The following is a 22,468-nucleotide window of genomic DNA, read 5'->3' as shown; positions in this document are numbered from 1 at the left end:
GATGACATCCCCCTACGCCCCCGACGCCTTCATCAATTACAAGGTCGAATCCCTCGCCCAGCAACTCGGCCTCGACCTGCCCCACCTGGAACAGTGGAACTTCATCCAGAGCCTGGAATCCATGGACCTCCAGGCAGCTCCCGGCTCGGGAAAGACCAGCCTGATCGGTCTGAAGCTCGCCCTCCTGGGCCAGGCATGGGCTTCGCCGACACGCGGCATCTGCGTCCTGTCCCACACCAACACGGCCAAGGACGAGATCACCCACCGCCTCACCGCCACACCGGCGGGACGCCGCCTGCTGCAGTACCCGCACTTCATCGGCACGATCCAGGCCTTCACCAACACCTTCCTCGCCCTGCCGGCCCTACGGTCCCGGGGCATTGAAGTCCAGACCGTCGACGACCACGCCTACGCGGACGAAGCCCTCCGGCTGCTCGAACGCCACCCCCGGTTCCGGAAACTCAACACCGCACTCGGACACCGCACGAACGGCCCCGCACTCGTCGCTGAGGCCCGCTACGTCTGCGACGGCGGAGACCTTATCGCGACAGGACCTGACGGCACTCCTCCCTTCAAAGCATCCAGTGACAGTGGCCAACAATTCGCCGCGCTCAAGGAAATGCTCACCGAGCGAGGCGTCTTCCGCTATCACGACATGTTCGCCCTCGCCGAGCACCACCTCTTTCATCACCCCCAGCTCGCGCTGGCCGCCGCCCACCGCTTCCCCTTCGTCCTCCTGGACGAAATGCAGGACACCAGCGACCTCCAGCAACGCCTGCTCGACAAGGTCTTCGGCCCGCCGGGCACGGTCGTCCAGCGCGTGGGTGACATCAACCAGCGCATCTTCGCCGACGCACCGGATGCCGCACAGCCCTCGTCATTCCCCCTGCCGCACGCCGCCCAACTCCCCGTCAGCCGCAGGTTCGGCAGCAAGATCGCAGCACTCGCCAGCGACCTCACGGTCCACCGCCGCCAACGCATCGACGGCGCCGGCCACGACGGGGCCGTCGCCCTCCTGCTCTTCGACGACGACACCGTCGCGGAAGTGGTACCGGCCTTCGAACGGATGGCAGCGGCCACGGTCCCCCGCCAGCTGCTGTTGGACAACCCGCCCCGCGTCCTGGGCGCCCGCCTCACGCGGGGAAGCGCCAAAGCCTTTCCGCAATCCCTCTCCTGCTACGTACCCGGCTTCACCAGCACGCCGGTCCAGACAACCGGCAGTCTCATCACGACGGCACGCGCCGCCCAGGCCCAGCGGCGATCCGGCGACAACCACGCAGCGATCACGCTCATGTGGAACGCAATCCGTGACGTAGCCCGACTCGCCAGTGTCGGCGGTCTGCCCCCGCTGAGGCGACTGGACCGAGACCCTGCCACCGCCGGAGGCAGGGCACGCCTGGTTCTGCACGATCTGCTGACCAGCCCTCTCAACAGCCACGTCGAGTGGGCAGTCCTCACCGCCCGGCTTCTGCGGCTGCTGCCGGACCTGACTCAGAGCCCCTTGAAAGGTGTCGCCCGTCTGGCAGATCCTCTTGCCCACATCCCGTACATCGCCCAGCCAGCGCCCGTGCTCGATGCGTCGGCTGATGCGGACCACGTTATGGTGGCGTCGGTTGCAGGATCGATCCAGAGCGCCAAGGGCGAAACCCACGCGGCCACACTCATCCTCGAATGCCTGGAACGCAGCGGCAAGAAGCACGACGTACACGAGGTTCTCGGACTCCTGAGCCGACAACAGGACGCCTCCAAAGCCCTGATCACGATCCAGCGCGCGGCACAACTCGTCTTCGTGGGCGCCACCCGCCCCACTCACCTGCTCGCCTTCGCCGCGCACCGCACAAGAGCCGAACCGTACGTCGAGGCGATGACGGCCCGCGGCTGGTCTGTCCACGACAGCGGTCTGCGCTAGAGCGGATCTTCGTATCAGTGCGTGGGCCTTGAACGACTTGGGCGAGCATTCCGTATGATCGATCAAGAGTGGGAAACGTTTGGATTGCATGGCAAGACGACCGTTGTGGAGGGCCGAGGGCTCGCACTAGGGTCATCACTGTCGCTCCGGCGACGGGGCAGGTGTGACAGCACTAGCCTGACCTGAAGACAGGGGCTCGTGCCCGTGACCCGGGCAGCAGTGCCTCAGTTGTGCCTGGTAGGCGGCGTGGTCGTCGTGGGTAGCGGCAGCCGCGGCTGGCAGTACTGGCGCGTTCAGACCATTCCGTGAAAGGCTTCCTACCGGTAGGTAAGTAGGGACAAGTCGCCGGGATCAGTACCTGACGGCTGTCGCGGACGATCACCATGCCCTTGCGGCGGTGCTCGGACAGCCGCTCCAACACATCCCGGTACGCCGCGCGCTCGACGGCGTTCAGCGCCTTGCGCCGGGCCGCGACGCCTGTGGTGCCGCACTCCGGGCGACCGCGTCCCAGCCCTGCGCCAGGTACGCGGCACCGACTGGGCGCCGTGCTGCCGCCACGAGGCGACACTTCGACGGCTCCCCAGGGACGGTCAGCTGGGGTGCTGAACCCGGCAGGCCTGGAACAGATTCGCGCCCGGCGTCTGCAGATCATGGCGGCTCGATCACTACGGGCCGCCTCCGCCCCTCTCGCTGGCCTGCGTAGAACACATGGATAGGGTCGCGGTACCCGAGCTGGAGAGGTAGCCGCATGGACCCCGAGATCGTGATCGCGCAGACGACGAGTGACGACGAGGAGCAGGCGAAGACCCTCGCCAGAGGCGCTGTTGAGAGCAAACTGGCGGCGGGCGTCCACATTGATGCGCCCATCACCGCCTTCTACTGGTGGCAGGGGAAGGTCGAGGCGGCTCAGGAGTGGCGGATCTCCTACATGACGTCGTCGGATCGCCTCCCCGCGCTGGAGGCATGGCTGCACGAGAGGCACCCGTACGACGTCCCCCAGTGGATTACGCTGCCTGTGACCGGAGGGTCGGAGGCGTACCTGTCCTGGGTCGTCGATGAGACGCGCCCGCGGTAGAGGTCTCCACTACAGCGCCTCGCTCTCACCGAGCCTGTGCGCTTCGACGCTTCACAGCGTCGCGAACGTCAGCAGGTGGCTGGCCAGGTCATGCTCAGTGTCGGGGAGCCCGGCAGCGATGGCCTGGGCCCGCTGCCGGCCCATGGTGTTGGGCTTCGACGCCGCCGCTGCGGCGAACCGGTGCGCGACGTAGGCCCCGCGGTCTACGTCGCCGCCGCACAGAAGGGCGGACGCCAGGTCACCCAGGACGACCACACCGGACTCGGGTAGTTCACCGCCGAGGCGCTCGACTGCGGAGTCGGCTGTGGCCGTCAGCTCCTGACGCTTGAGTTCGCCGTAGACCGAGAGGGTCAAGGAGTCCATCCGGTACGGCGTCACGAAGCGGACCCACGCCTGCTCGCTCGTGTGGTCGGCGAAGTCATAGGCGAACTTGGCCTGGTCGAGAGCACGAAGGGCGCCGGCGTCATCGCCTGACTGAGCGGCCTCCTCCGCGTACCGGCCCAGGGCCCACGCTGCGGCGGTTGCATTGCCACGTCCGCGTACGTCCTGAGCTGCCTGCGAAAGCATCTCCAGCGCCTTCGCAGGGCTGGGGGCACCGTAGCTCGCGTAGCCCAGAGCGAGGGCGCGCAGCGGGGGGTGTCCAGCCTTCTTCGCGCACTCCGAGGTCACTCCGTAATAGGAAGTGGCCTTGTCGTGCTCGCCGAGGTCCCAGGCAACCCATCCAGCTAGAGCAGCGGTCTCCCCCGCCGCGATGGTCAGGGCTCGCTCGTGGGCTCCGGCGCGGGGAAGGGCTGCGGTGATCGCGTCCAAGTGCGCCTCGACCCGAGACTGCAGGCTGAGCGCGCTCTCGTTCAGCTCGTCCACGTGCAACCGGGCCGCATGATCGATAAGCATCGCCGCGGACTCAGGGTCGATCTTGGAACCCTTGCTGAGTGCGTAGGCCAGCCGGCCCCACGGCTCGGCCGCCGCAGCCGCACCGATGACTGCGCCTCCCAACAGCGTTCGGCGTTTCACGTCGTCCAGGTCCTCCGCCTCGGCCTTGTTCTTCTCTCGCCGCCTGGCGCGGGCGGCTTTCGCCTCGCGCAGCAGCGGCTCCAGCGGGACGCCGCAGGCCAAAGCAATGTTCCCCAGGGTGTGGTCCGTCGGAACGTTGGCACCGTTCTCGTACCGATTCACCTCTCGGCGGGTCATCGTTGCCCGGCCGGAAGCGGCGTTGATCGCACCGGCCTGCTCGTCCTGCGTCCTATTCGCGTTACGCCGCAGGTGACGGAGCAGCTCGGCAAATGGATCCACCGCCATGAGTCTGACCCCTATCCGTGGGAGAAAGCCAATACTTCCCTCAACTCCCCCCTGCTTTTCCCCCTTGACAAAGATTTCCCCCCTCCGGTTTCCCCTGTTCCGGATCGCGCAGCCACGGTGCGATGTGCGCATGACCACGTACCGGACAGCAACGCCACCCCGACCTGGAGGCGCCGACGGTGGTGCCCACGTCGTCGGCGCCGCGCCCGCTCGGTGTCCGCTGGCCTCTCACGTCTTCGAGATGGCCATGGAGCCGATGGATGTGCACGTCGCTCAGGCACGACGAACCACGGCCACCGTCCTGAAGCAGTGGTCGTTGCCGGAGGCGCCGGCAGAGGACGCCCGGCTTGTCGTCTCGGAGTTGGTGTCCAACGCGATCATCCACGGTTCCGGGGATGTCCGACTGCGTCTGCGACACGACGACCATGAGCTTCGAATCCGAGTCACCGACGACAGCACCGCACCGGCGAGGCGACGACGTGCACGTGCCGCCGGCCTCGGTGGTCGAGGGCTGCACCTCGTCGCCTGCCTGTCGCTTAGGACTTGTCCGGGCGATCATGTTGCTGGTTAGGGTGCGAGCGTGGCCAAGACGAGCGTGAGCAACGAAACCAGCAGCGTGGTCTGCCTGTGGGTTGAGCCGTGGGGAACTGATCACTGGATGGGGCCGGGCGAAGAGTTCACCGTCGTGACCGAGACGGACCCGGAGCACTCGCCGTTCAACGTGGTTGTGCATGATCAGGGCATCACGGTGTGGGTGAATTCGGGCAGCGACGCCGAAGTCTTCGACAAGAACGGCGACCTGGTCCCGTGTGGGCATCAGCGGCCGGCGGAGGGCGACCACTGAGGTGTGTTTTGCCGTCAGGTTCGGAGCCAGACGACGATGGCTGCCACGGTTGCGGTGCCGAGGTAGACGTAGCGGCGTTTGTCGTAGCGAGTGGCCACCGCCCGGTGCTGTTTCAGTCGGTTGATCGCCCGTTCGACGGTGGTGCGTTTCTTGTAGCTGTCTTCGTCGAACTCGGGTGGCCGCCCGCCGTGTGATCCTTTGCGCAGGCGGGCGGCCTGGCTGTCGGTCTTCTCCGGGATCGTGTGCCGGATGCCGCGGTGCCTCAGGTAGTCGCGGCACGGCCCATTGCTGTAAGCCTTGTCCGCAGCGACGCTGTCGGGCTTCTTCCGGGGCCTGCCCGGCCCGACTTTGGGAACGCGGATCTTCTCCAGTACCGGCTCGAACTGCGTGCAGTCTGCCCGCTGACCTGGTGTGACGATCAGAGACAGAGGGCGGCACCGGCCGTCCGCGCTTAGGTGGACCTTGGTCGTGAACCCGCCGCGCGAGCGGCCCAGGCCCTCACCTCCAGCACCACCTCCACCAGGCGGGCGACGAGGCTCTGCCACGGTCTCTCGTGCTGGTGTTCTTCTGACGCGTCCCCCTTTGAGGCAGGAGCCGGCGGTGGGCCTGTCCGGGCGCCCGCCGCGTGCTGATGCGCCCGCACGATGGTGGAGTCGACCGAGACGTCCCAGTCGATCTCACCCGCCGCATCCGCCGCGGCCTGGACCTGCTGGAGCAGACGCTCCCACGTCCCATCGGCCGACCACAGACGGTGGCGTTCGTAGACGGTCTTCCACGGCCCGAACCGTTCGGGCAGATCACGCCAGTGAACACCGGTCCGAACCCGGTGCAGAATCCCGTCAATCACCTGCCGGTGATCCCTCCACCTGCCACAACGCCTATTACTGACAGGCAGGAACGGCCGCAGCCGTTCCCACTCCGCATCACTCAGATCACCCCGCCCCATGACCACATCAACGACCTGGGCAGGGAGTAGTCACATGATCGGCCGGACAAGTCCTAGTAGGGCTTTGTTAGGTGGTGTCGTAGGTCTGCCATGGGGTGGGTTGCCGGCAGGTGGGGCAGGTGCCGGTCCAGGTGGCTAACAGGTGTTGGAGGAGTGCCAGGGTCTGGTAGAGGGTCAGGCCCTGGCAGGGACTTTTGGGCAGAACCGCTGCTCGGTCAGGAAGAGGTGGGCGGCGGTCACGAGGGTGACGTGGCGGTGCCAGCCGGTGAACGAGCGGCCCTCGAAGTGGTCGAGGCCGAGCGTCGTCTTCAGCTCGCGGTAGTCGTGCTCGATGCGCCACCGCAGCTTTGCGAGCCGGACCAGATCCCGGGCCGGAATGTCGGCCGGCAGGTTGGAGATCCAGTACTTGACCGGCTCGTTCTCCCCTTCCGGCCACTGGGCGATCAGCCACCGGAGCGCGATGACACCGTCCGGGGCGGGTTTCGGGCGGCGGCCGGCGAGGCGGACGCGCAGGAACACGAAGCGGGCGGACATGGCTGCTTTGGAGCCCTTGCGCCAGGTGACCGTGACCGCTCGGGCACGTCCGGCGGCCAGGACATGTTCGCGCAGGCTGACCGGCCGGGTCCGGTAGCGGGGCAGCGGACGCGGCCCGAGCCCGCTGTAGGGCGGCTGGTGCGGCAGGGCCGACTCGGCATGGGCGGTCATCTCACCCTTGGCCTGCAGCGCGTAGGCCAGGCCCCGGTCTTCCAGGCCGCGGCGGAAGGCGGCGTTCGCTCCGTAACCGGCGTCCGCGACCAGCACCGCGGGCCGCAGCCCGACCGTAGCCAGTTCATCCAGCATGTCCAACGCGAGCTGCCACTTCGGCCCGTGATGCTCGCTCTCGGGGATCCGGCAGCGGGCCCGACGGTCAGCGGCCTCGTTCTCGTCCCAGCTGCTGGGCAGGAACAGCCGCCAGGACAGCGGGCACGACGCGGTGTCGGACGCGGCATGGACGCTGACCCCTATCTGGCAGTTCCCGACCTTGCCCAAGGTGCCGGAGTACTGCCTGGCCACCCCGGGCGAGGACGTGCCGTTCTTCGGGAATCCGGTGTCGTCCACGACCCATACCTGCGGCCGAACCACCGCCACCGCCCGGCGGGCCAAGCTGTTGCGAACGGTGTCCACCGGCCAGGTCGACGAGGTCATGAACTGCTGCAACTGCTGATGGTCCACCCCCAGGCGCCCCGCCATCGGCTGCATCGACTTCCGACGCCCGTCCAGCAGCAGGCCCCGTAGGTACAGCCCGCCCTTCACCCTCTGGTCAGCACGCACCAAAGGCGCGAACACCTCCCCAGCGAACTCCTCCAACCGGCCCCTGCACGACGCGAGTTCATTCGCCCTCATACCATCAGGAAACCACCAGGGCGACCACTTGCCCAGACACGTAACAAAGCCCTACTAGCACTCGATGATGTTCACCGCGAGCCCGCCACGCGCCGTCTCCTTGTACTTGACCGACATGTCGGTCCCCTGTCGCACTATGCCCTTGACCTGCATGTTCGAGGGTGTCCGAGGGGCGATCCACGTCCGCAGGGACTTCTCAGGGACTTTCGGCCGGGAGGGATCCCGCAGCCAGGCGTCCATCGCGGTGAGCCCTCACTGCCCCGCACCGGGCATGAAGTGAGCGTAGTGGTCGAGCGTGACCTTCGGCGTCGAGTGCCCGAGCCATTTGGACAGGCTGACGACCGACTCGCCAGCTTCCAGCTGCACGCTCGCGTAAGTGTGGCGGAGGACGTGGAACATGTCCTCGCGTGGGGCGGCATAGCGCGGGACCCGGCGGATTCGGTTGCCGTCGTGCCGCACCTTCTCGCCCACGGGCTTGATCAGTCCGGCGGCGGCGAGCGCACGCTTCCAGCTGCGGTCGTTCCAGGTCCGGTAGTAGATGCGGTTCCCGTGCGACGAAGTGAGGATCAGGTCGACCGTGATCGGCTTCCGCTGGCGCTCTTCGAGCGCGGTGGTGGGGGTCTCCGGGTTCCGCCAGGGCAGCGTGCATGAAGTCGACGGGAATCGGCGGAAGCGAGTTCGGGCCCGAAGCGCGAGGTTCGCCGGCAGGGGGATCTCGCGGGTCTTGCGCCCCTTGGGGAGCGAGAAGTAGGGGCGTCCCTTGATGTCCCACCTGAGCTGGCGGCGGACGTGGACGACTCCAGCCGCGAAGTCGAAGTCCTCTTCGGCGAGACCGAACGCTTCGCCTTGGCGCAGCCCGAGCCCGATGCCGAGATCGACAGCGATCTGGTAGCGGTCTTGCAACCCCACGCGGACGGCGTCGACGACCTTACGTGACCACGCCTTGGCCTTGCTGTCGATCGCTCGTGGGGGCTTGACGCTGTTCTTCGTCTTCATCGGGTTGCGCAGCAGACGCTGGTCGTCGACGGCACTGCCGAGGATCGAGGACAGGTGTCCCCAGATCACCTCGGCCGTCGACTCCTCAACCCTCGTGAGGAGTCCAGCCTTGAAGGTCCGTAGAGCGGAGGCATCGATCTCACGCAGGGCGTAGTCGCCCATCAACGGAATGATGTGATTCCAGATGCGGCTGCGCATCGGGTCCGCCGTCGAGGGCTCGTCGGAGCGGCCCGCCCACCAGTACTCGGCGATGTAATCGGCGAGGAGGATCTCCCCCTTGCGGGGGTCGACGAACTCACCACGGCTGGAGTCCGTTTTGGCGCTGGCAAGCCACTGCTTCGCGTCCTCACTCGTGTGGAACGACCGGTCCTGGATGCCGGGAATCCCCTTCACCCGGTAGCGCTTCCCAGTGCCGTAGATCGCGGTCCGTTCCCGCTTCCCGGTCAGCTTGTCGGGGCGCTTCTTCAGCCATCGGTCTTCTATGTAACCCGCCATGACGGGGTCCTCCAGTGGTGCGTGATCATGAGCTGGTCGGTGCTAACGCGATCTGCGGCACGATCCAATCCCCGTGCGATGAACTTCTTCTCGGGGGAGACGGGTCGCGTAAGCCACCGCGCTACTTCACGGGCTTCGAGCGCCGCTGCGGCTTCCGGTTCAGCGGGGCAAGGACGCGGTTGGAGCGGGAGTCCGCTAGCTCCTGATCGCGGACCCACTCGTCGAGCGCCGTGATCCGGTACATCACGCGCCTACCCATGCGGAAGCTGGGAGGCCCCTGTCGGCGGTGACGCCAGACGTACAGCGTGTTGGGCGAGATGCCGAGGTACTCGGCGGCCCTGGGAAGGGTCAAGAAGGCGGCCTGGGATGCTCCGCGCGGCTCCGGCATGGGGCGACTCCTGTCGTGTGGGGCGATGACAGGACGAGATTGCGGAGAAAGGGCGAGTTGGACGAACCGGATTCTTGAGATAGACGGGGCGTTACTGAAGTGGAGTTTGTGATGCCGCAGCAGCTTACGGTGGTTGTCGGCTGAGCTAAGGCTGAGGCGTGAGGGGAGTGAACGAGGGGAGTCCGAATGCCCAACGGTAGCATTATCGCGCGAAGCTAGGGCTACGAGCGGTGGAGCACTCCGCAGCGGGCGAAGGAAGGCTCCGCCATGGTCGAGGACCTAGAGAAGCCATATTCTTGCTGTTCGGAGGCATATGTCGCCTACGTGGCCACCCGTGGTCAGCTCGCTTAATGAAAGCGCTAGGTTAGCCTCGATCTTTCGTGACGGTTCATCGGTTCAATGGGTGGGCCGTTTCGGCATGTTCGGGCGGCTGTAGGCGCGGTAGTGGCCCGTCTGTCGCGTCGGGTGGGCGCCGGATTCCACGGCTCCGGAGGGATGATTCGAGTCGTTGGGGCAGGGAACTGCTGGTCAACCGGGGTTCGGTAGAGCATCGAGCCGTTGGATCGCGCTGGTGACCACGTCGGTCCATGGCCAGTGGGCAGCGAATCTCAGGTGCCGACGACGGCCGGTGGTGACGAACTGAGCGGCGGCGGAAAACAGGCGGAGCCGTAGGCGTCGGGGTTCCCACCTGCGGGCTTTGCCGGTGAGGGCGAGCATCGGCATCCAGGCGAGGAGGTCGAGGGCGAGCTGGACGATCTCCAGCCAGATCCGGTTCTGGGCGGTGTCGTGCAGGGGCAGGTTGCGCAGGCCGGTGGCGCGGGCATTGCGGATCCGGTCCTCGGCGCGGGCGCGTCGGCGGTGCCGCAGCTCCAGCTGGGCGATAGGCGTGCTGGTGGTGTTGGTGGCGAAGCAGGTCAGCCGTAGTCCGTCGGCGTCGGTGAGGCGCAACTGGGCTCCGGGGTGGGGCCGTTCCTTGCGGACGATCAGCCGCATCCCCTTCGGCCAGCCCGTGAGGCGGTCGCTGTCGAGCTCGGCGACCCAGGCGCCGTCGCGGATCTCACCACCGGGCTCGACGGCCACCGTCCAGGCGGAGGAGGGAACCTGGAGAACGGCTTGGTGGATGGCGTCGGTGATGGTCATCCCGACCGAGTAGGACAACCACCGGCCGCGTTTCGCGAGCCAGGCCACGAACTCGTGGGTGCCACCGCCGGAATCGGTACGGATCAGCGTCTGGCGTCCGCGCCGGTACTTCTTCGGCAGCTGGGCCAGGGCAAGTTCCGCGGTCTCTATGTGATCAGCGGCGGTGTTGCTGCCTGCATTCCCGGGCCTCAGCAGCCCAGCGACCGGCTCCCCACTGCCGCCGCTTCCGTGATCCACGAAGCCCATCAAAGGGTGGTGCCCGAACGTCTTCTTCCAGGTCGCGGCGGCGTCCTGCTTCTCGGAGTGCGCCAGCACGAGCACCCCGTCGATGTCCACGATCACCTGCCCTCCCGCATCCGGAGCCGCCGCTCCGGCCAACTGCCACACATATTCCCGGACTTGTGCCCGCGCGGCGCGGATCACGGACAGGGCTTTCGGCCCGGCCAATGCGAGGGTGTCGACCAGGCGGGAGACGGTGGGGTCGGAGGCCACCGCACCGAACACGGCCGGCTCGGCCCGCAGCATGCCCACGTCCGCCAGACAGTCCCCGCCAAGGGCGACTGCGAGGGCCACATCCAGCAGGATCTTCCCCGGATCATGCACCGCCCGCGGCTTGCGCCACGGTGTCAGGGCCGCCGATATCACCTGATCCAGCCCGGTCTTGCGGATGGTCTCGACCAGCAGGACACCTCCCGCCTGCGAGACCACCGTCCGGCCACCACCCTCAACGCGGACACGCGGGTACGAACCGATACGCTTCTTCACCTGGGAAGTGCCTCCGACGGTGGCAGGAGCAAGGACCTCGACAATCCTCATTCTTGCTGGGCAGAGGCACTTTTTGTTTGCGACCACCCGTCGGACACCGGGCTTCATGAAAGCGCGAGGCTAAGGCGCTGGAACTTGCAGCCGAGCCGTTGGAGCCAGCCGCACCTGCTGCGGCATGGGTGATCGGTGGCGGTGAAATTTACCGTGCCGCCTTGAGCTACGCCACGACACTCTCGGTGACTGAAGTCGACTCGACGGTCGACGGCGACACCTACGCCCCGACACCGGACCCGACGTGGAAAGTCGCCGAGGACAAAGGCTGGCAGTCCTCTACGTCCGGGTTGCGCTACCGCATCCGCCGCTACACCCGGTGATAGTCAACCCGCAACCCTGATTCACTTCCGAAACAGGCCCTAGCCTCGCCGGTTCAGTTGCTGCTGCTGAGTAACTGGGCGGGTGCGTTTGGGATGGTGCTGGTTGGTGGGCATGGGTGAGAGCCCGGCGCGGTGGTCGGGTTCTCCAAGGTTCCTCGGGTTGTGGGTGGTTGGGGACTGCCGGTCAGCTGGCTGGGCGGGGCAAGGCCGCGAGTCGGTGGAATGCGGCGGCAAGTTCGTGTCTCCAGGGCCAGGTGGCCGAGATCCGCAGGTGGAGGCGGCGGCCGCCTCGGGTGATCCGGGCGGCGACGTGCAGGAGTCGGTAGCGGAGCTTCTTGGGTTCGGCAGCCGCGAGTTCGCCGTCCAGCAGGAGGACGCGGGTCCAGGCGAGGAGGTCGATCGCCGCGAGGCTGAGTTCGAGCCAGGCGGCGTTGACGGGGAAGCGGCGGGAGGGGAAGCGGCCGAAGCCAGTGGTCTTGCCGCACCGGATGTGGTCTTCGACGGTGGCGTGTCCGCGGTGGCGGACTTCCAGGAACTGGGCCGATCCGGAGGTGACCGGGGTGTCGGTGAGGAAGACCTGGTGCCGCAGTCCCTCGTCCTGGTCGAACAGCGAGAGCTGGGCTCCGGGGTGGGGACGTTCGCGGCGGACGATGATGCGGGTGCCGGCCGGGTAGCCGGCAAAGTCGGTCGTGCCGGTCAGTTCGGCGACCTCGGCGGACTCGCGGAACGTGCCGTCCTGGTTCAGGGCGGGGTGCCAGACCTGCTCGGGCAGGGCCCGGATCGCGCGGCGGACCGGCTCTGTGACCGCGTATCCAACGGAGAAGAAGGTGCTCATTCCGCGTGTTCGCAGGTCTCGGACGTGGGTGAGGAAGGCTTTCGCGGATCCGGCACTGTCGGTGCGGACGAGGATGTCGGTGCCGTGCCGGTGGGCGTCGGGGACTTGTGCGAGAGCGTCGTCCAGCACCGTGATGTGATCCGCGGCGGTATTGGCTCCGGCGTTCCCGGGCCGAAGGCGGCCGGACATGCCCTCGCCGGTATTGGCCAGAAACACACCAGAGGGTGGAAGCCGAAACCGCCTTTATAGGTGGGTGCGGCCGCCTCTTTCTCGGAGTGGCAGGTCACCAGCGTGGCGTCGATGTCCAGGACCAGGCCGGGCACCTCCCGTCCGCCGGCCTTCACCGCCGGTATGCCGCAGCGGGTCTCGGATGCCTGCAGCCAGGCCACTTCCCGGGCATGAGCTCGGGCCAACCGCAGGCGGTCCAGCACATGTTCGTCGAGAGCGGCCAGCAGCCGCCAGGCCGTCGGTGTCGAGGCGATGGGGCCGAACACCTCGCCTTGGTCCCGCAACACGGCCAGATCCGTGATGACCTCGCCGCCATCGGCGAGCATCACCGCGAGGTCGGTCGCGATCCGGCCCTGATCGTGGCCGGTGCCGCGTGGCCGAAGCGGTCTCAATGCGGTGGAGTACGCGCTGGTCAGTCCGGTGGCATCGGCGAGATCAGCCAGTAGCCGTGCCCCGGCGTGACCAACCACCCCCGAACCATCAGCGGAGACATGAAGCCTGGGACGCGAACCGATACCCTGCACGCAGAAAGTGCCTTCCACCTGGACCGACAGAACCCCTCGACAAGGTTCATCGTCCCAGCTCAGAAGACACTTTCGCGTTACCGCTCATGATCCGGACCAAAGCCCAAGTGTAGGGTCGGGGTTAGCTGTCTACGGCGTCGGTGGTAGGTCCGTTCGATCCAGGTCACGATCGCGGCCCGCAGCTTTTGCCGGATGGACCAGGTGCGGTGGTCCAGGACGTTGTTCTGCAGCAGGCCGAAGAACGATTCCGTGGCGGCGTTGTCGCCGGCAGTGCCGGCTCTGGCCATCGATCCCACCAGGTCGTGCGGGTGAAGAGCGTGGACGAATTTGCGTGAGCGGAACTGCGGTCCGCGGTCGGAGTGCACCACGCAGTCGGCCACCACGCCTCGGCGGGCAACAGCGTTGTCCAGGGCGTTCACCGCGAGTTGGGCCTTCATCCGGTGGGAGATCGAGTAGCCCACGATGCGGCCGGAGCAGGCGTCCTTGACCGCGCACAGATACAGCTTGCCCTCGCCAGTGGGGTGTTCGGTGATGTCGGCCAGCCACAGCTCGTTCACCGCGTGCGCAGTGAAGTCACGCCGGACGAGATCGTCGTGGACGGGCGGCCCGGGCCGTTCCTTGCCCGCTTCTTCCTGAACACAGACCACCAGGCGTTGTCGCGGCAGATCCGCCACGCGGTCCGCTCGCTCATCGGCTCGCCCGCCGCCTCCGCCTCGCCGACGAGGAAGCGATAGCCGTACTCGGGGTCATCGCGATGGGCATTCGCGGGGTTGGGCGTCCAGAAGGCGGTGCCCTCTTGCGGCTTCCACGGGCCGTGGTGATGTTGAGGATCTGGCCAGCACCAGGATTTTTGGCATTATTTCGCCCTTAATTTATGGCAGATGGGTGGTGCCGACTTCGCGTCCTGGTGTTCGGTCAGTGCAAGCGACCAGATATCGAAGTCTCCACCTGGCAGCCTGAGACGTCTTCGCCTCGGCCGCCTTGGCCCACTGTTTCCCGATCCACGAGGTCTCGCGCTGGTCGGGCCACTGGGCGGTCAAAGTCACGGCTCGTGCTGGCTGGGGCTGTTCTCCAACAATCTGCTGAGGCCGCGCAGCCAGCTGGTCGTGGCGTGAAACGGTGCTCCTCCTGTCGAGGGGGAGCACCGTTTACGCCTACCGCCGGTTATTCTCTCTACAATTGATTTGGGAGAGCCGGTGGCAATGATGCGACGAAGTGATCGATCTCGTTTCGGTCAGACGGTGATGTCGCGAACTCTCGACCGTTGAGTATTAAGCGGCGATGGTCCGTGCTGAGTGAGGCAGTGCAACTCTCGCGTTGCTCGGTCCAGATCATGTGTGCTGGGCGGCTTGATGTCCGACTGTAGGCGAATGCCGCGACGCGTTGATCGGACAGTGCGAGAATGCAGCCTCGGAAGAGTAGCCCGTAAGGCAGGGGGCCCAGAGGGTATCGGACGGGGAAAGTCCGCTCCAGTTTTTCGTCTCGACGCAGCAGGGATTGAACGTCTCGTGCTGTCCACATCTTTTCCACTGCTGCTCCTGGACTAGTCGCGGAACCCGACGTAAATGGAGTAAGGGAGCCCGCCTACGAACCCGACCCCCACGCCGTACCCGGCGCCAGCTATCGCGCCTGCAGGGCAGCCGATACCGTCCGTGAAGACTCCGGCGATGACGCAGCCGCCAACGGCTCCGGCCCCGCCGCCCACTGTGATGAATGAGCTGAGAGTGCTTAGAGCACTGTCGAAGTCGAACATTCCGGTGGGGTCGAAGTTGTTGATGGGGTCGTCGCCGGCATAGGCGTAGCGGTTTCCGTTGGCGGGGTCGGCGATGAAGGTGAGGGCGTCTTGTGTGGTGAAGCGGCCGGTGGTGGGGTCGTACCAGCGCTGGCCGTATTTGATGTAGCCGGTGGTGCGGTCGTAGGTGCCGCCGACGAACCGGTAGGGGTTCTGTGCGGCGGCGGTGCCAGTGGCCTGGTCGGTCTGGTAGGCGCCGTAGGGGTCGTAGGAGTACACCGTGGACTGGACGGTGGACTGGTTGATGAACTGCACGGGGCTGCCGAGTCCGTCGATGATGTAGTACGCCTCGTAGCCGTTGGTGGTGCGCAGGGACAGCGGCTGGCCGGTGGTGGGGTCGTGGTCGATGTAGGCGGTGCCTGCGTCGAGCTTGACCTGTTCGATCACCGGCATGCCGTACTGGTCGGTGGTTCCGTAGACGTAGTCGACGTTCTCGCCGGTGTCGGTGCTCTGGTGGATCAGTTCGTTCTGGTCAGTGCCTGCGTAGGTGTAGGTGCCGGTGCCCTTTGATGTTTTGGCCGAGGTCATGCGGCCGGCGCCGTCTGAGGTGATGGCCGACAGGGACGGGCTCTTCGTAAGGTCGCCCTTGGCGTCGTAGCCGTAGCCGGATGTGGTGATCTGGTTGGCGGCGTCGAAGTCGAAGGACTGGGTGGTGGTGCCGTCACCTGAGGTCTTACGGTTGCCGCGTGCGTCGTATCCGTAGGTGTACGTCTTGCCACCCCCTGACGTCGCGACCGACTTCAGCCGGTTGGCCGTATCGTAGCTGTAAGTTGTCGTCTTGCCATTCAGGTTGTCCTTACTCCACTGGAGCAGGTCGCGGTCGTCGGCCGTGGCGGTGGAGCAGGTGCTGGTGGAGCCAGCGGAGCGGCAGTAGGTGGTGTCGAACTGCCGGGTGGTGTCCGTTGCCGGTCCCTGGTCGGCCCAAACGCGGCTGATGCGACCGGACTTGTCGTAGTCCTGGTGAACGCGGGCCTTGAAGATGCTGTGGGCGTCGTTCGTGCCGTACCAGGTGTCGGTGCGTCGACCGTGATCGTCGTAGGCGAAGCCGATCTTCGTCTTCGACGTCGGTGCGTCGGTGATGGCCTGGACGAGCTTGTCGCTGTTGTCGTACGCGTACGTGGTCGTACCGCGAGCGTCCGTCACGGACGTCTGATTTCCGTCCTTGTCGTACGCGTACGAGATCGTCCCGCCGCCTGATGTCGCGGTGCGCGAAGTCAGCTTGCCGAGATCGTTGTAACCGTAGGTGGTGGTGCCGGTCCCGTCGGCGCGGGTCTTGGTGCGCCCGAAGCCGTCATAGGTGTAGGTGACGTCCGGGGTGCTGTCGGAGTAGTCGACCTTGGTGATGCGGTCCGCGTCGTCATAGGTGTACGAGGTGCTCACGCCGCGGCCGTCCTTGGCGGTGGCCATACGTCCGAAGGTGTCGTAGGTGTACGACTGCGGCTTGAGCGTGCCGCCGGCGGGGTCAACCGAGGTGACCTGGTGGGAGGCGCTGTCGTAGTGGTAGGTGGTGTCCGTGGTGTTGCCGGGGTCGGTGGAGGTCTTCACCGTGCCGTCGTCGTTGTAGGCGACCTTCGCTTCTGAGGCGTTCGCGTCTTTGGCCGAGGACAGGTTTCCGGACCCGTTGTAGGTGTATGTCGACTTGTTGGACTGTCCGTCTGTCGTGGACGACGGCGAGTACTTCGACCCGGCTGCGGTGTTGTCGTACGCGGCGCCGAACGAAGACCCAGTCGGGGAAGCGGACTTCGTCAGGGACTCCCCGCCATTTGCGCCGAATGTGTTGCTGATGGTGCCTGCCCCTGCGCCGGAGCCGTCGGTGGCGGAGGCCGTGTCGAAGTTCGCCGTGTACGTCTTGGAGCGCTCACGGCCCTCCGCGTCGGTGGCCTTGCTGACGCGGGCGGAATTGTTGTCCGTCAGGTCGTAGGTGGTATGCGGGACGTCCGTGACCGCCTTCGACTGGTCCGTGTTGGGAGAGGCTACCAGCGTCTTCGTGGAATCCGCGTAGGACAGGCGGGTTACTGAGTCACCCGGAGAGCCTGCGGTTTTGTTCTCCTGCGTGATGGACAGGACGCCCACGGAGCCGTAGCCGAAGGTCGTCTTGCCACCGCCGGGGTTGGTGATGGAGGTGAGCTGGTGCCCGGATGGCGTGTAGCCGAAGGTGGTGGTGCGGTTCAGGGCGTCCTTGATGGAGACGAGGTCGCCGGCGCCGTTGACGGTGTAGGTCACGGCGCGCTCGCGGCCGTCGGCGCCTGTCTGGGTCAGTGTCGTCACGTGCCCCGACGCCGTCGCGTAAACGGCGGCCTTCTGCGTGTCGCTGCCCCGGGTCGAGACGATCTTCGACGGCAGGCCTCCGGTATAGGAGAGCGTAGTCGCGTTGCCGTTGCGGTCGGTGGTCTTCGTGAGCTTGCCCGAGGAGTCGAAGGTCTGCTTCACCTGCGACCCGTGGTCGGTCAGCGTGTAGGTGCCGTCGGAGTTCTTGACCAGGTCCGCCTTGAAGCCACCCGGGCTGTCGAAGCCGGAGGCGTTCTTGACGAACAGCCCCGTGACCCCGCCCTGGCCGTAATAGGTGACCGAGCCCTCTTCGTGCACGGTGAGGGAGATGTCGAACGGGGTCAGCCGCCATCCGTCCCCGGCGGGTGAGGAGGCGGAGGTCGAACCTGACCCGGGAGCGGCGCTGTTGTACGCCGCACCCAGACCGGTGTCTCCGTTGATGCCCGGAAGGGACAGGCCGCCGGTGTTCACCAGCAGGTTCCCGGAAGCGACGTCCACCTGCGCGGAAACGTTGTCTCCGGCCGAGAACTTCAGCTGCGTGGCGCCCTGGCGGGCCCCCGCGCCGACCATCGGGTTGACGCGCGTTGACTGACGGGCGGTCAACGGGGAACAGGTGCCGTTCTGGCAAGCTTTGACCTGCCAGTCGAACTGCGTCCCGATCCGGAGTCCGTCCGGCACTTTGAGGCGGGCCACTGATCCCGAGTCGACGGTCACCGTAGCCCCGTTGACTATGTCGTTCGCACCGCCTGCGGCGTAGGTGCCGGCATAGAACGTCGCCGTTACCTTCCCCCCATCCGGTGCGGACACCTTTGCCGTCAGGACCGGCTGCGTGCTGTCAGTGAGCGCTACCGCCTGAGACGGTGTGTCAGGTGAGGCGGCCATCGCGGGGTTGGCCGCCCACGCGGTGATCGCCGCCGCCAGAGTCACTGACCCCAGGACCTGTATCGAGCGTCGTCTGACGCCAGATGAAGACATCGAACCCCCCATGTGAAGGCGCACCACTCAATGCGCCTTCACATGTTCTGCTACACCTCCTCCGGAATTACTTATTCCGGTGAACTACTACACAGGGCGATTGGGTTCACTGGCGGTCAACTCGCGGAATGTCAGGTCTGCGTCAAATGGAATGATGGTCGAAGCCGCTTCTTGACCTTGGAAGCGCAGAGTGTGCGCGGGTCTGGCCTCAGGAACCCCGCGGGCCTCGGTGGTTGTGATCCACCCCACAGGTATAGTCCCCCGGAAATTGACCACGCCGGGTCTCGCCTCACGCCCGCAACCAGGTGCCTTTACGTCTGGGTTGCTCGCCTCCGATGCTGCGGGGCTGGCTCGCGGTGCGTGACCGGCTGCCGTGACGCCTGCCCCGAAGGTTCTGCTCGGAGTCGGGCGGATGAATGCGGCACACCCGCAACTGCGCCTCCCGCCCCACGGCGGGGCCTGGGAGTTTCCCGGTCCATGTTGCGGCCTGCGCTCGGCGGTACTCAGGTTCCGGGTCTCAGGCGTTGTGGAACGAAGGTTGTCAGTTTGACTTGTGAAGGTCTTGTGCGTGGATACTCTTGCCCCTAGCGTTCCTTCAGCGTTCAGGGGGAGGAGCCAGAAGACTGAAGCGCCCCTTGGGGGAGGGGCGTTAGGGGAAAAAAGGGGGAGGGTATGACCCGCGTTGTGGGCTACGCATCTGGGGTTTTTGACCTGTTTCATCTTGGTCACTTAAATCTCCTCAAGCGAGCACGTGAACGGTGCGACTATCTCGTTGCCGGAGTGCTGATCGATGAGGTGGCCCTACACAAGGGCTATCCGCCGGTGGTGCCGCTCGCCGAGCGCATGGAGATCGTCGAGTCGCTGGGCTGCGTGGACGAAGTGGTCGTGGATACCACGCTGGAGAAGGTTGCCGCCTGGGAAAAGGTGGGTTTCCACCGCATGTTCAAGGGTGACGACTGGAAGGGCACACCGCGTGGCGACCAGTGGGAGCGCGATTTCGCAGCCCTGGGAGTGACCGTGGTGTGGCTTCCCCGTACAGAGGGGATCTCCACCGCGCACCGGCGAGCCCTCGTCGAGGGGATCGCGGCCGAGGCCCGCGAGTAAGAACACACACCGATTAGCGCCGGCCTGGGCGTCGACTGCGATAGGACGTGGTCGGCTCTCAGGTCCTTTGTCTTGTTCCCGGGTGTTCCGGGCTCTATCCCCTGGGGGGGTCATGCACAGATCAAGAGGGTTATCGGTTGCCCTTGCCCTGACGGTCGCTGCGGCCGGACTGGGAGTGATGGCTACGGCACCGAAGGCATCGGCGATCACACCGCCGGTGGCGTTCACCGCCGATGACCTGCCGACCTGGCAGACGAACGGCATCGTCTGGGCGCTCGCCCAGGCCGACGGTGTCGTCTTCGCGGGCGGCACCTTCTCCGCCATCCGCCCGCCGGAGGGCGGCACCGGCACCCCGCAGTCTGTGGTGAACTTCGCGGCATTCGACGCCGCGACCGGAGCACCCACCGGCTGCAAGCTGAACTTCACGGTCAACAGCGGCGGCAACGCCACCGTGCGTGCTCTCGCGGTGTCACCCGACAAGAAAACCCTGTACGCGGGCGGTTACTTCGGTGAGGTGAACGGCACGCAGGTGTCCTCACTGGCTGCGATCGACATCGCGACCTGCACACCCAAGGCATCGTTCAAGGCCAGCTTCCCCGCGACGGTGCGGGCGCTGGCCGTCACGGACGACACCGTGTATGCGGCCGGCGACTTCACCACGGTCGGTGGCCAGAAGCATGAACGATTCGCTGCCGTGCAGGCGTCCGACGGCTCCGTGCTGCCCTTTGCTCCAAACGCGGACGAACCGGGTCGTGCCATCCAGCTGACACCCGACGGCACCAAGGCCGTGATCGGCGGGGACTTCTTCACGGTCAACGGGACGAACTCCCACGCTCTGGCTGTCGTCGACGCCAAGACCGGCGCGCTGGCCAAGACCTATCCCGGCTTTATCGAGACCAACTCCGTGGTCAAGGCCATCGAGACCGATGCCACCGGTATCTACACCGGCAACGAGGGCACCGGCCTCGGCGTATTCGACGGACGGATCGCACTCAACGCCAGCGACCTCAATCAGCGCTGGCGTGACACCTGCCTGGGGGCCACCCAGGCCCTGAAATCTTACAAGGGCGTCCTGTACAGCGCCTCGCACGCGCACGACTGCTCCGGCGTCGGCGAGTTCCCTGACGGCCGCCGCCACCACTTCCTCGCCGAACCCACCACGGGCACCGGCAAGCTGGGCTGGTTCCCGGACACCAACGACGGCAACGGCGAGCAGATCGGCCCCCGCGCACTGGCGGTCGCCACTTCCGGCTCCACCCAGTACCTCTGGTCAGGCGGCGAGTTCACCACCGTCAACGGCGCTCCCGCACAGAGCCTGACCCGCTTTGCCTCCACCGGCGACACGGGCAAGCCGTCCGTCCCGGTGGTCCGTGCGGCGAGCGAGAAGCCCGGAGAGGTGGAAGTCCGCTGGCGCGCCAGTGTGGACACCGACGACTCCAAACTCACGTACAAGGTCTACCGCAACGGTTCCACCACTCCGCTGGCGACCGTGCAGGCCGACTCGCTCCTGTGGGACCGCCCGCAGGTCTCCATCAAGGACACCTCGGTCAGTGCCGACCAGAGCTACAGCTACCGGGTCACCGCGAGCGATGCCGCAGGCAACACCAGCTCCCTCTCCGCGACGGCTACCGCCACCGCATCCGCGACCACGGAACCCTACCCGGCCGCAGTTCTCGGCGACGGAGCACAGCTGTACTGGCGCTACGACGACTCGTCGTCCCCCTTCACCGCTGACTCCTCGGCCGGCAACAGTGCGGGCACCCAGCTGAACGCGCCGGTGCTGCGCCAGGTCCCTGCGGCCGTCAGTGGTCCCTCCACGGCCATTGGCCTCAATGGCAGCAATCAGCAGGTGTATGACGACCACCGGTTCGCGCAGCCCACCACCTACAGCCTGGAGACCTGGTTCAAGACGACCAGCACCTCGGGCGGCAAGCTGATCGGGTTCGGCGACAACACCGAAGGCGTCAGCGCGAAGTACGACAAGCATGTGTACATGACGAATGCGGGCAAGCTCGTCTTCGGGGTGAGCAGCGGCGGACTCAAGACCCTGGTCAGCCCGAAGTCGTACAACGACGGGAAATGGCACCAAGCGGTAGCCACTCAGGGCTCCGGCGGCATGGCCCTCTACGTCGACGGTCACCTGCTGAACACCAACAGCGTCACCACGAACCAGAACTACACCGGCTTCTGGCACGTGGGCGGCGACAACCTGGCCGGCTGGCCCTCGAAGCCCACCAGTAATTTCTTCAAGGGCCAGCTGGACGAGACCGCGATCTACCCCAAGGCCCTCACCAGCACGCAGGTCGCCCACCACTACACCCTGGCGAGCACCCCGGCCGACACGGTCACCACTGTCCCGGCAACCGCCGACACCTACGTCAATGCGGGAGCGGCGGGCACCAACTACGGAGCAGCGACCTCGCTCGCGGTCCGTAAAACCTCCGCCTACGAGACATACCTGCGGTTCGCACTCCCCAAGGTACCCGCGGGCACCAAACTGGCCAGTGCTCGGCTGCAGGTCAAGACCGACACCTCCAGTGGGGCAGGCAGCAGCGACACCATCTCCGTGAGTCCGGTCACCGGAACCTGGAGCCCGACGAGCGTCACCTACACCACACGCCCCGCGCTAAGCAGCACAGCCGTTGGAACCCTCACCGGGGCGACTCAACCGTCCACGCTGTATTCCGCCGACCTGAACACCGCAACGCTAGCGGCGGACCTGGGTAGTTCGTACGACCTGGCACTCACCAGTGACGGCACGGACGCACTGTGGCTCTGGGCGAGCCAAGACAGCGCCGCACAGTCCACACCCAACCTGGTGCTGACCTTCTCACCGAAGTAACCGGCACAACAGCACTGCCGCAAGGTGCCCGGCGAATCGCCGGGCACCTTGCGCATGCCGTTCGGCCACAAGCCGCAGAGCGGGCCCGGCCAGGTTATCGTCACGAGGTTCCCGAAGCGTGGCCACACTGAGTGATCCGTCGTCGCCTTCGAATATTCGAGAGCCACAGGGCGCAAGCGGCTTTAGCACCAGTTCATCCTGGACGGCTGCACCTGGCCAACCAATCCGCCAGGGCTTCACGGGCACGCTGCCTGCGTGCCCGCACCGTCACCGCGGCGACAACTCC

13 protein-coding genes and 3 pseudogenes are annotated in these 22,468 nt (G+C 66.2%); 7 read left to right on the top strand and 9 right to left on the bottom strand.

From position 1 onward, the window contains the following. Position 1 precedes the first annotated feature (1 nt). Both OG285_RS06200 and cutA read left to right on the top strand, forming a co-directional pair. Positions 2-1,909: a UvrD-helicase domain-containing protein gene (locus tag OG285_RS06200; RefSeq protein WP_371790440.1), complete on the top strand. Its 1,908-nt coding sequence runs from the start codon at positions 2-4 to the stop codon at positions 1,907-1,909. Between the two features lie 748 nt (positions 1,910-2,657). Then, on the top strand, positions 2,658-2,984 hold the full coding sequence (cutA, locus tag OG285_RS06195; protein ID WP_371790424.1) for a divalent-cation tolerance protein CutA: 327 nt from the start codon (positions 2,658-2,660) through the stop codon (positions 2,982-2,984). A gap of 51 nt (positions 2,985-3,035) precedes the next feature. Here cutA and OG285_RS06190 read toward each other — a convergent pair whose 3' ends face one another. Then, positions 3,036-4,283 carry a helix-turn-helix domain-containing protein gene (locus OG285_RS06190; protein WP_371790439.1) on the bottom strand — a complete coding sequence of 416 codons (1,248 nt, stop codon included), beginning with the start codon at positions 4,281-4,283 and terminating at the stop codon, positions 3,036-3,038. Here OG285_RS06190 and OG285_RS06185 point away from each other — a divergent pair. Then, positions 4,282-4,854: an ATP-binding protein gene (locus OG285_RS06185; RefSeq protein ID WP_371790438.1), complete on the top strand. Its 573-nt coding sequence runs from the start codon at positions 4,282-4,284 to the stop codon at positions 4,852-4,854. The two genes, OG285_RS06190 and OG285_RS06185, sit on opposite strands and share 2 nt — an antisense overlap. Before the next feature lie 9 nt (positions 4,855-4,863). Beyond that, positions 4,864-5,127, top strand: coding sequence for a hypothetical protein (locus tag OG285_RS06180; RefSeq protein WP_266804290.1), 264 nt, complete (start codon positions 4,864-4,866; stop codon positions 5,125-5,127). A gap of 14 nt (positions 5,128-5,141) precedes the next feature. Here the strand turns inward: OG285_RS06180 and OG285_RS06175 are convergent. From OG285_RS06175 to OG285_RS06155, 5 genes and pseudogenes are all read right to left on the bottom strand, one after another. Then, positions 5,142-6,073, bottom strand: a pseudogene (locus OG285_RS06175) (IS5 family transposase). Positions 6,074-6,247: 174 nt separating this feature from the next. Then, on the bottom strand, positions 6,248-7,456 hold the full coding sequence (locus tag OG285_RS06170; protein WP_371790437.1) for an IS701 family transposase: 1,209 nt from the start codon (positions 7,454-7,456) through the stop codon (positions 6,248-6,250). Positions 7,457-7,510: 54 nt separating this feature from the next. Further along, positions 7,511-8,947, bottom strand: a pseudogene (locus tag OG285_RS06165) (tyrosine-type recombinase/integrase). 121 nt (positions 8,948-9,068) lie between these two features. Beyond that, complete coding sequence (locus tag OG285_RS06160; protein ID WP_371790436.1) at positions 9,069-9,335, bottom strand: helix-turn-helix transcriptional regulator; 267 nt, start codon at positions 9,333-9,335, stop codon at positions 9,069-9,071. A gap of 528 nt (positions 9,336-9,863) precedes the next feature. After that, positions 9,864-11,240, bottom strand: a complete 1,377-nt coding sequence (locus tag OG285_RS06155) for an IS1380 family transposase (RefSeq protein ID WP_371790435.1) — start codon at positions 11,238-11,240, stop codon at positions 9,864-9,866. A 179-nt stretch (positions 11,241-11,419) separates the two neighbouring features. Here OG285_RS06155 and OG285_RS06150 point away from each other — a divergent pair, with 179 nt between their 5' ends. Then, entirely contained in the window at positions 11,420-11,614 is a 195-nt protein-coding gene (locus OG285_RS06150; RefSeq protein ID WP_371793466.1) for a dihydrofolate reductase, read from the top strand. Between the two features lie 184 nt (positions 11,615-11,798). Here the strand turns inward: OG285_RS06150 and OG285_RS06145 are convergent. The 3 genes and pseudogenes from OG285_RS06145 to OG285_RS06135 all read right to left on the bottom strand — a co-directional run bounded on the left by OG285_RS06145 (position 11,799) and on the right by OG285_RS06135 (position 17,975). Beyond that, positions 11,799-13,219 (bottom strand): annotated as a pseudogene (locus tag OG285_RS06145) (IS1380 family transposase). A gap of 59 nt (positions 13,220-13,278) precedes the next feature. Continuing rightward, positions 13,279-13,875 carry an IS3 family transposase gene (locus OG285_RS06140; RefSeq protein ID WP_371790434.1) on the bottom strand — a complete coding sequence of 199 codons (597 nt, stop codon included), beginning with the start codon at positions 13,873-13,875 and terminating at the stop codon, positions 13,279-13,281. An 869-nt stretch (positions 13,876-14,744) separates the two neighbouring features. Next, positions 14,745-17,975, bottom strand: coding sequence for an RHS repeat domain-containing protein (locus OG285_RS06135; protein WP_371790433.1), 3,231 nt, complete (start codon positions 17,973-17,975; stop codon positions 14,745-14,747). A 933-nt stretch (positions 17,976-18,908) separates the two neighbouring features. Here OG285_RS06135 and OG285_RS06130 point away from each other — a divergent pair. Together OG285_RS06130 and OG285_RS06125 are read left to right on the top strand one after the other, a co-directional pair. Next, positions 18,909-19,340, top strand: a complete 432-nt coding sequence (locus OG285_RS06130; RefSeq protein WP_371790432.1) for an adenylyltransferase/cytidyltransferase family protein — start codon at positions 18,909-18,911, stop codon at positions 19,338-19,340. A gap of 112 nt (positions 19,341-19,452) precedes the next feature. Beyond that, positions 19,453-22,182, top strand: a complete 2,730-nt coding sequence (locus OG285_RS06125) for a LamG-like jellyroll fold domain-containing protein (protein WP_371790431.1) — start codon at positions 19,453-19,455, stop codon at positions 22,180-22,182. Positions 22,183-22,468: the final 286 nt, after the last annotated feature.

Origin of the sequence: Streptomyces sp. NBC_01471 (assembly GCF_041438865.1) — a bacterium.
Taxonomy (GTDB): domain Bacteria; phylum Actinomycetota; class Actinomycetes; order Streptomycetales; family Streptomycetaceae; genus Streptomyces.
Note: the sequence above shows the minus strand (reverse complement) of the source record. Positions and strands in the feature narration are given on the sequence as shown.